Below are 7,745 nucleotides of genomic sequence, written 5' to 3' on the forward strand. Positions count from 1 at the left end.
GAGCTCGGGTGCGTCGGTCGCGCTGTGCGGGGAGTGCCAAAGCCAGCAGCACGGCGCGAACGCCGAGTGCTACGAACTACTCTGCCGGATCGCTCAACCCGCGCCACACCCGTTTTGTTGCCGCCGCGGCTGGGTCGCAAGGTGCAACCCCAGGTCAGGCCGGTGAAAGTCAGGCCGGTGAAAGGGGACGCGTTGAGGCCCTACCTGTCTCCTACCGCCAACCCTGGTCGTAATTCCGGGGATCGAAGGACGTCCCCAGTTGTTACTCTTGAACCATGAGCACCTCCGCACTCCCGGACTGGTTGACGCCCCCGCGTCCCGAGGGCTGGTTCGCTGAGGATCTGGACCACTTGCCGGAGGCGCCCAAGCACGTCGAACTCTGGGACGGTGCGCTGATCCTCAACATGTCGCCGCAGCGGCGTTGGCATCATGACGTGATCCTCAACCTGCAGATCGCTCTGCGAGATCAGGCCCCCGAGGGACTCACGGTGCTCTCACAGTTCACCATCATCCTCGACAACCGCACCCGGCCCGAGCCGGACATCATCGTCACCGGTGGGCCGGTCGCCGACGCGCGCACCTGGGTTGCGGCCGAGGAGGTCCTCCTCGCCGTCGAGGTCGTCTCGCCCGAGTCCGAGCAGCGTGACCGCAAGATGAAGCCACCGCGCTACGCCGAGTCCGGGATCGCCAACTTCTGGCGGGTGGAGGAGGAGCACGGCAAGCCCGTCGTCCACACCTTCGAGCGCGATGAGACCACCGGCGCCTACGTGGCCACCGGCATCCACCGTGGCAGCCTGCACGCCGCACAGCCCTTCGAGGTCACCATCAGCCTTGAGCACTCCAACAGCCTGATCAAGGACAAGGTGCTCTTCGGCACCGACTTCCCGGTGCTCACCCCAGACCGCTGGCTGGAGGACTTCGTGTCCCGCGAGTTCAAGGACGAGGTTCGCCCGTTGATCCTCAAGGAGAACGCCATCCGTCTTCTCGAGCTCGGATGATGTGAACGTGAGGCCACTGCCTGGAGGAGCCCGGCGTCTCGCATCGACACACGAAGGTCCGGCGACCTACGCGGCCATCTCCCCGAGGACGGCGAGGAGCTGTCGCGGCTCGTGCGCATAGCGCCCGAGGAAGAGGCCGTCGACGGCCCCGGCGAGGTTTGCGAAGATGCCCGTGCCGGCGCTGCCGCCGTACAGGAGCCGGGTGCCCGGACTCAGGTGCTCGCGTAGCCGGGAGGCCACCTCGACCACGTACGCGGCAGGGGCCGGCTCGGTGGCGCCGATTGCCCAGACTGGCTCATAGGCGACCACGGTCTCTCGGCCGCTTACTCCCATAGCCTCCAGTTGTGCGGTGCACACCCGAGCCGCGTCGTGGGGTTTGATGCGCTCGGGCTCGCCGACGCAGACGAGGGGTACGAGGCCTACCCGGGTCGCCTGCACGACCTTCTCCCGTTGTCTGGATCGTGCAGCGGAGGCCCCGCCGGTCGTGGTCTCACCGAGAACGGTGAGCGGATAAGCGTCGGTGACCGGATCGCCACCAGGCTCAACGACCGCGACGTCGACGTCTCCAACCGTGACACCTGGACCGTCACCGCGGTCGCCGCCGACGGCCGGATCGTGGCCCGCGGTCGTCGGGGCGAGTGGACCCTGCCCGCTGACTACGTGTCAGAACATGTCGAGCTCGCCTACGCGACCACCGCCTACGGCGCCCAGGGCGAGACCGTCCGCGTCGCTCACGTTGTGATCGGCGACAGCACACGGGCCGCCGCTGCGTACGTCGGCATGACTCGCGGCCGCGAGTACAACGTCGCCCACCTGGTGGCCGAAGACGTTGATGACGCGCGGCGTCAGTGGATCGAGGTCTTCAGCCGTGACCGCGCAGGCCTTGGGCCGGCGCGTGCTGCGCAGCGGGCGGCCGAAGACCTCGAGCGTTACGGTTCTGCCGGTCCACGCCGACGCGTCGACCACCGTCCGTCTCGTCGTCAGGCACTCCGCCGTCCGAGGCCGTATGCGCCAGGACTTGATCGGTCCGTGCCATCGCAGCCGTCGCGTGGACCCGGCATCGGCTTCTAGATTGGCGCGCGATCGGGGCGAGGACTTAGATCTCGTTCCGTGTCCATGCGAGTGATGCAGGGGTCCATGTGGACTCGGCCGCGGAGCCGTTCAGCACGGGATCGATGAACGCGGCGACGAGCTCTCGCGCTTGGTCGACGGTTCGGTAGTTCGTGCAATAAGGAACCGATCTGGCCATCTTGGCGTACGCCGCTCCCCATCTGCTCGGGACGGCAAACTGGGTGATCGGCTCCATCTGGCGCAGGTGCGTCTCGTGGGCGATTGCGGTCTGCAGGGCCTGGCCAGAGACCTCTTGGGTGGTCGCGAGCACGACGAGATCGACAAGGTCCTTCTCGCGACTCGACGGTCGGCCATGGTAGTCGGCCATGGTGGCGCAGACCTTGTCGGCGATCTGGTCGACGACCGGATAGAGGCGGTAGGGATAGCTGGCCAGGCGCGGCAACGCGAGCCCGCTGGCGGGGGTGGCGGAGGTGACTTGTGCGGTGACGCCGACCCCGATGGCGAGATCGATGTTGATCCGGGTCTTCTTCTGGGCTCCGACGTAGACGTCGAAGGAGACGCGGTAGCCGTCGGTGTAGGGCTGCTCCTCGCCACCGATCGAGGCCTGGTGGCCGGTGTAGACGAAGCGGAAATGGTCACCAAGATCGACGCCGGCGAGCCTGCGCAGGTCGTCGAGCGCTTGGTCGAGAGTGAAGCCCTCACGGTAGAGGTCAATGTCCAGGGTCGACCGGGTTGAAGGAACCCTGGCCAGCATCCCGGTCCCGCCCTTGAGGATCCACTCGGACTCCTGTCCCTCGGAGAACACCCGGCTGAGGAACCGGCGGAAGTGTTCGATCCGGATCCGCTCGTTGATCGTGAGCGACGGATCTGCGGCCGATGCTGCGCGAGCCGTGTCCTTGATCGCCGCTTCAACACCCGCGGGAGTGGCGTAGGTCTTGGGGTCAGCCAACGTTCTCGACCTTCCTTACCACCTCGGCCAGCGTCGCGTAGGTCGGAGAGGAGGCGATCCGTCGAGCGAGTGAATCATGGTCCATCCCGGCGCTCTTCAGGATCCGTTCTAGGAGGCCGTTGCCATCGCCGGATCGCAGTCCGTTGCGTGCAGCCATCGGGGCAAGCAGGTCGGCGAGCACGGTCGTGTCGATTGCGGTCTTGTTGACGGCGTCTCGCAGGACGTCGGCGACCAGGCTGAGGTCGATCCTGGCCTCGACGAGGTCAGCAATCGTCCGCTCGACGGTGGTCACCGGCAGTCCTTGGCTGACGGTGACTTCACGATCGGTCAGGGTGCGTTGGCGATAGTGGATCTCCGGGCGCTGGGTCTGTCGGCGCTGTCCGGTGGTGAACTCGTGCCGATCAGCAGGGATGTCACCCAGCCCGTGGAGGCGAGCAGCCGACGCGCCGGAGACGATCATTCCGGCGACACCGTCCCTGAGGCGATCTCCGGCGAATCGCTCGCGCTCGGTGCTGAGCCAGGCGGCGCGTAGGTCCTCGAACTCGTCGCTCGGCGCGCCAGCGTTCCGGTAGACACCGTGAGCCAGCCGTACGAGATGGCCAGCAGCTGCGAGGCGAGACATCTCAAGGCGTGTGACTCCAAGCGCCCGCGCCTGTGCTGAGGTGACCATGCCCCATTGGGAGACGGTCTCCTCAGCCAGTCGTAGTCCAGCCTGGGAACTCCTCATTCTTGGATTGTATCTCCCAATAAGATACTTTCCAAGAAATTCAGGGCTTGGGTGGGCCGCGCCTGGTAGGCGTGGCGTTTTCGACATAGGGGCCAAGACGCGAGCTACGGCATGTCCGTGTTCATGGCCAGGTCGTCGACTCGAGTGTCGGATGCTCTTCAACTCGGTAGACCAGTTCTCGGCGGCCGCTGATCCGCGTTCCCTGAAGGTCGTAGTCCGTCCAGACGAACCAGGATCGGTCCGCGGGCCAGATGTTCGTCGGCGTGAACGCGTATTCACCACCGTTCTCGATCAACAGGGCGGGAAGGTCCTCAACCCTCGACTGCCAGAGATGCACCTCATCGAAGTCGTTGGCAGGCAGTGCGGCGTAGAACGCGAAGCACCACAGGTCATCAGAAGCCTTGGATGCATCGGCCAGGATCTCGACCAACGCAACGAACGCATCCGCGTCCAGTGACCCTTCCGGCGGCGGTTCGATGGCGGCCGGCCAACTTCCTCGTGGGAACCAGCGATGGCACGGCGGGTAGTCGCGGTCCGGAGCGAAATCGGGGAAGCGGGAGAGGTAGGACGACCAATTCAGTCGTTGCCCTGGGGCCTCGAGCTTGGTAGCGAATCCGAGCGGCGTTCCGGTCGTGGTCGTGACCTCGTCAAGATTGACGCTTCCGACGGTGTCTGGCATCAGTGCGCCTGCTTCGATCGCTTGGAGCCGGACGTCGTGGTGTGTCCCGAGGCCGAGCAGTTCCGGATTCTCGTACATGGAGTGAAGGAGCCACGTCTCGGCGGACCAGCCACTTGGAGCGAACCCAGTCGTACGCTCGTCTTCAGGCTGGTTGGCGAGCCAGGCGAGCTGGCCGGTCGCCTCGGATTGCGTTAGTCGCCTCATTGATCAGCCTCGAAGCGCTCGGCGAAGACTGATCAGTGGGTCGATCCCATGGCCGGAAGGGACCTGTTCAAGGCGTACGCCGAGAGGTGGCGCGAACGACAGATCTGGGCCGAGAACACCGAGGACCAGTTCGGCTCGATGCTCACTCATCACGTCTACCCCAAGCTGGGTGGGATGCTGATGGACGCGATCACCCTCGCGGATATCCAGACCCTGGTCAAGCAGTGGTCACGCACCGCAGCGGCGACGACGACCGTGCAGCGCTACAACATACTGGCGATGCTGCTAGTCGGGGCGCAGTCAAGGACCGGGTGATCCCGATGTCGCCGGCCGTCGACATCAAGTTGCCCTGGGTCGAGGCGAAGGCGGCGCTGGTGCCGATCACCACCGATGTCGTCGTCAGCCTGCGCGAACAGATGTCCGAGCGGCTGCGAGCGTTCGTCACGATCGCCGCTGGCACCGGGATGCGGCGCGGCGAGCTGCTCGGCCTGACCATCGACCGCGTCGCCACCGACTTCGGCGCGATCCGGGTAGATCGGCAGCTGTCGCGGAAGTCGACGGGCAAGAATCCGATCTTCGCTCCGCCCAAGACGACCGCATCCGTACGCACCATCCCGGTCGCCCAGGTCGTGCTCGACACGATCGAGCACCACGTCGGCACCTACGGCGTTCACCGCGAGACCGGCCTGCTGTTCACCACGGACATCCGCACACCCCTGAGCACCTCGACGCTCCAGGCCGCCTGGTCCAAGGCCGCGAAAGCGGCGCACACCGATGCGACCCCGCATGCGCTGCGCCACTACTACGCGAGCATCCAGATCTACGGCGGCTGCTCGATCAAGCAGCTCCAGGCCAACCTGGGCCACAAGTCCGCGAGAGACGTGGGACACCTACGGCCACCTGATGGGCGACGAGGACGACCGCTCACGGGCCGTGATCGAGGCCGCCCTCGGAGAAAAGATCAGAAACTCTGTCCACAGTAGACGCCCTCTAAAACTGTTTCCGCAGGTCGGAGCCTATGAAAACGGACGGGCTGGCCTGTAAGCCGGGTTCTGTAGTCGGCGACCATCCATCTCGGACCATCGTTGCCGATGGCCTCTAGCAACCTACCCGCGCACTCGGGCGGACCGCCCTCCCAGTGAACTAACACCGTCGTACGCTGTCTGGTCTTGCTCCGGGTGGGGTTTACCTAGCACCTCGTGTCACCACGAGGACTGGTGGGCTCTTACCCCACCGTTTCACCCTTACCGCTACCTGGAAGGCAGCGGCGGTCTGTTCTCTGTGGCACTGTCCCGCGGGTCACCCCGGGTGGCTGTTAGCCACCACCCTGTCCTGTGGAGCCCGGACTTTCCTCGACGTCTCCCCGCAACAGCAAGGAGTCGACGCGATCGCCCGGCCAGCCCGTCCGCAACCAAAAGTCTAGTGGTCGGCGGGCTCGATGTGCGCATCCGGACCGGGGAAGATCAGCGACTCGTGGTCGCTGTCGCTCCAGCGTACGAGGTAGGGCGGGCTGCCGTCCGGGTGGCTGACCTCGATGATCTCGCCGTCGCGTACGTGGTCTCCGACGTGCTGGCCCATGACGACGAGGTGGTCTCCAATTGCTGCTTGCATTCGCGTTCACCTCCTATCGGTCACAATGGTCCTCCTATGAGGGATGCAGATGGAATACCGCATAGGGGTATGGCGTTCGGAGGGTGTGATGACGGAGAAGGAAGAGTTCGAGTACGTAGCCCCGGCTGTTGTCTTCCCGGGACAGGCCTCGCACGAGGTGGCCTATCGGACGGCGCACGACCTGCTCTCGCGGCGTTTCCCGGTGGAGGCGCTGGAGATCCTGGAGCCGGCGCTGGCCGACGACCCCGACAACATCGGGCTGCGGAGCATGCGGGCCTGGGCGTACATGATCCGGGCCCAGCTCGCCAAGGCCGAGGCCGAGCTGCGTTGGCTCGTCGACCGCGACCCCAGCGACGCCTGGAGCCAGCACTCGCTGGGCCGCGTCCTGGAGCGTCAGGACCGTCTCGAGGACGCGCTCGGCCCGCTGCGGCTGGCGGCGGTGATGAGCGACGACTACGACCATCACGCGGCCGTCTACCGGGTGAGCAACCGGCTCGCCGAGCGTCAGGGGTGACCCCGCGGCGATGAGCGCGGCTCGAGGTCGGTGGTCGAAGCGACCTCGGCGGTGGCAGGGTGGAGGCATGGAAGCAGACACCACGACTCTCACCGCCGAGCAGGTCGCCCAGGAGCAGCTGGAGGGTTGGACCTTCGACACCTCGGGCGACGTCGACAGCATCCTCGTCCGCGTGGAGACCGGTGACTTCGTCACCGGTCTCGCGCTGGTCAACGCGATCGGGGCGAAGGCCGAGGAGGCCAACCATCACCCCGACATCGACCTGCGCTACCCGTACGTCGAGATCCGGCTCAGCAGCCACGACGCGGGTGGAGTGACCAGCCGCGACGTCGCGATGGCGAAGGTGATCAACGGGCTCTCCGCCGAGTCTTCGCTCTAGGGTGGTCTCGACAGGCTCGACCACCGGGTCCGGTTGGTCGTCTGTCAGGTCAGCTGGGTCATCTCGACGCTGACCTCGACGACCGGCTCCTCCGGGCCCGAGTAGATCCCGGACAGCGGCTTGACGTCGGTGTGGTCGCGACCCGCGGCTACACCGACGTAGGTGTCGCCGGGCTCGGTGCCGGTCGCGGGGTCGATGCCGTGCCACCCGTTGTCCCACCATTCCACCCAGGAGTGCGCGCCCCCGGGGTAGACGTAGCCCGAGACGTACCGTGCCGGGATCCCGACAATTCGCAGCGCTCCGATCAGGTGGTGAGCGCCATCGGGGACCGCACCGGCCCCGTCGTCGCCGGCTAGCGCGCGAGCGATCTCGACCGCGGCCTCACCGGGAAGGCCGGCCTCGGCCGCAACGGCCTTGGCCGTCGACGCCAGCTCCTCGTCGGGCGCGACCGGCTCGGGAAGGCCGAGGAACTCGACGAACCTGTCGGCGACCCCGGGCTCCGCGGCCTCGCCCCAGGTGAGCGCGGGCGCCGCGCCGGGCTGTCGCGCGACCTGCACGGTGCTGGTGGCGGAGACCTTCAGCAGGCGGTGCGGCTCGAGCACCTCGATCGCGG

Annotated in this window: 12 protein-coding genes and 1 other RNA gene; 6 read left to right on the forward strand and 7 right to left on the reverse strand. The window is 66.4% G+C overall.

The annotated features are described in order from the left end of the window. The first annotated feature begins 275 nt into the window (after window positions 1–275). Window positions 276–998 (forward strand): Uma2 family endonuclease, encoded by a 723-nt coding sequence (locus tag ACRDPS_RS08275; protein WP_431501149.1) that lies wholly within the window; start codon window positions 276–278, stop codon window positions 996–998. Window positions 999–1,064: 66 nt separating this feature from the next. On the opposite strand, the gene ACRDPS_RS08280 is transcribed toward ACRDPS_RS08275, so the two are convergent. Then, window positions 1,065–1,436 (reverse strand): triose-phosphate isomerase, encoded by a 372-nt coding sequence (locus tag ACRDPS_RS08280; protein WP_431501150.1) that lies wholly within the window; start codon window positions 1,434–1,436, stop codon window positions 1,065–1,067. Here ACRDPS_RS08280 and ACRDPS_RS08285 point away from each other — a divergent pair. Continuing rightward, window positions 1,368–2,069, forward strand: coding sequence for a hypothetical protein (locus ACRDPS_RS08285; protein WP_431501160.1), 702 nt, complete (start codon window positions 1,368–1,370; stop codon window positions 2,067–2,069). The two genes, ACRDPS_RS08280 and ACRDPS_RS08285, sit on opposite strands and share 69 nt — an antisense overlap. A gap of 25 nt (window positions 2,070–2,094) precedes the next feature. Here ACRDPS_RS08285 and ACRDPS_RS08290 read toward each other — a convergent pair whose 3' ends face one another. The 3 genes from ACRDPS_RS08290 to ACRDPS_RS08300 are packed head-to-tail and all read right to left on the reverse strand — an operon-like array spanning window position 2,095 to window position 4,502. After that, window positions 2,095–3,018, reverse strand: coding sequence for a nucleotidyl transferase AbiEii/AbiGii toxin family protein (locus ACRDPS_RS08290; RefSeq protein WP_431501151.1), 924 nt, complete (start codon window positions 3,016–3,018; stop codon window positions 2,095–2,097). Next, window positions 3,011–3,832, reverse strand: a complete 822-nt coding sequence (locus tag ACRDPS_RS08295) for a type IV toxin-antitoxin system AbiEi family antitoxin domain-containing protein (RefSeq protein ID WP_431501152.1) — start codon at window positions 3,830–3,832, stop codon at window positions 3,011–3,013. The genes ACRDPS_RS08290 and ACRDPS_RS08295 overlap by 8 nt, the downstream gene beginning before the upstream one ends. Before the next feature lie 34 nt (window positions 3,833–3,866). Beyond that, window positions 3,867–4,502, reverse strand: coding sequence for a hypothetical protein (locus ACRDPS_RS08300; protein ID WP_431501153.1), 636 nt, complete (start codon window positions 4,500–4,502; stop codon window positions 3,867–3,869). A gap of 174 nt (window positions 4,503–4,676) precedes the next feature. Between ACRDPS_RS08300 and ACRDPS_RS08305 the strand changes: the two genes are divergently transcribed. Then, entirely contained in the window at window positions 4,677–4,943 is a 267-nt protein-coding gene (locus ACRDPS_RS08305; protein ID WP_431501154.1) for a phage integrase central domain-containing protein, read from the forward strand. Window positions 4,944–4,948: 5 nt separating this feature from the next. Continuing rightward, the gene (locus ACRDPS_RS08310; RefSeq protein ID WP_431501155.1) at window positions 4,949–5,611 is read left to right on the forward strand and encodes a tyrosine-type recombinase/integrase; all 663 of its coding nucleotides are present in this window, start codon (window positions 4,949–4,951) and stop codon (window positions 5,609–5,611) included. A 42-nt stretch (window positions 5,612–5,653) separates the two neighbouring features. Here the strand turns inward: ACRDPS_RS08310 and rnpB are convergent. Next, an RNA gene (gene rnpB / locus ACRDPS_RS08315) (RNase P RNA component class A) lies at window positions 5,654–6,032 on the reverse strand. Between the two features lie 15 nt (window positions 6,033–6,047). Beyond that, a complete protein-coding gene (locus ACRDPS_RS08320; protein WP_431501156.1) occupies window positions 6,048–6,239 on the reverse strand; it encodes a DUF1918 domain-containing protein in 192 nt (63 codons plus the stop codon). Between the two features lie 88 nt (window positions 6,240–6,327). Between ACRDPS_RS08320 and ACRDPS_RS08325 the strand changes: the two genes are divergently transcribed. Next, window positions 6,328–6,753: a tetratricopeptide repeat protein gene (locus ACRDPS_RS08325; protein WP_431501157.1), complete on the forward strand. Its 426-nt coding sequence runs from the start codon at window positions 6,328–6,330 to the stop codon at window positions 6,751–6,753. Between the two features lie 67 nt (window positions 6,754–6,820). Then, the gene (locus ACRDPS_RS08330; RefSeq protein ID WP_431501158.1) at window positions 6,821–7,132 is read left to right on the forward strand and encodes a 4a-hydroxytetrahydrobiopterin dehydratase; all 312 of its coding nucleotides are present in this window, start codon (window positions 6,821–6,823) and stop codon (window positions 7,130–7,132) included. A 44-nt stretch (window positions 7,133–7,176) separates the two neighbouring features. Here the strand turns inward: ACRDPS_RS08330 and ACRDPS_RS08335 are convergent. After that, window positions 7,177–7,745, reverse strand: a 569-nt coding sequence (locus ACRDPS_RS08335; protein WP_431501159.1) for a transglutaminase-like domain-containing protein, incomplete at its 5' end; no start/stop codon positions are given.

The sequence above is a fragment of the Nocardioides sp. genome, assembly GCF_050699375.1.
Classification (GTDB): domain Bacteria; phylum Actinomycetota; class Actinomycetes; order Propionibacteriales; family Nocardioidaceae; genus Nocardioides.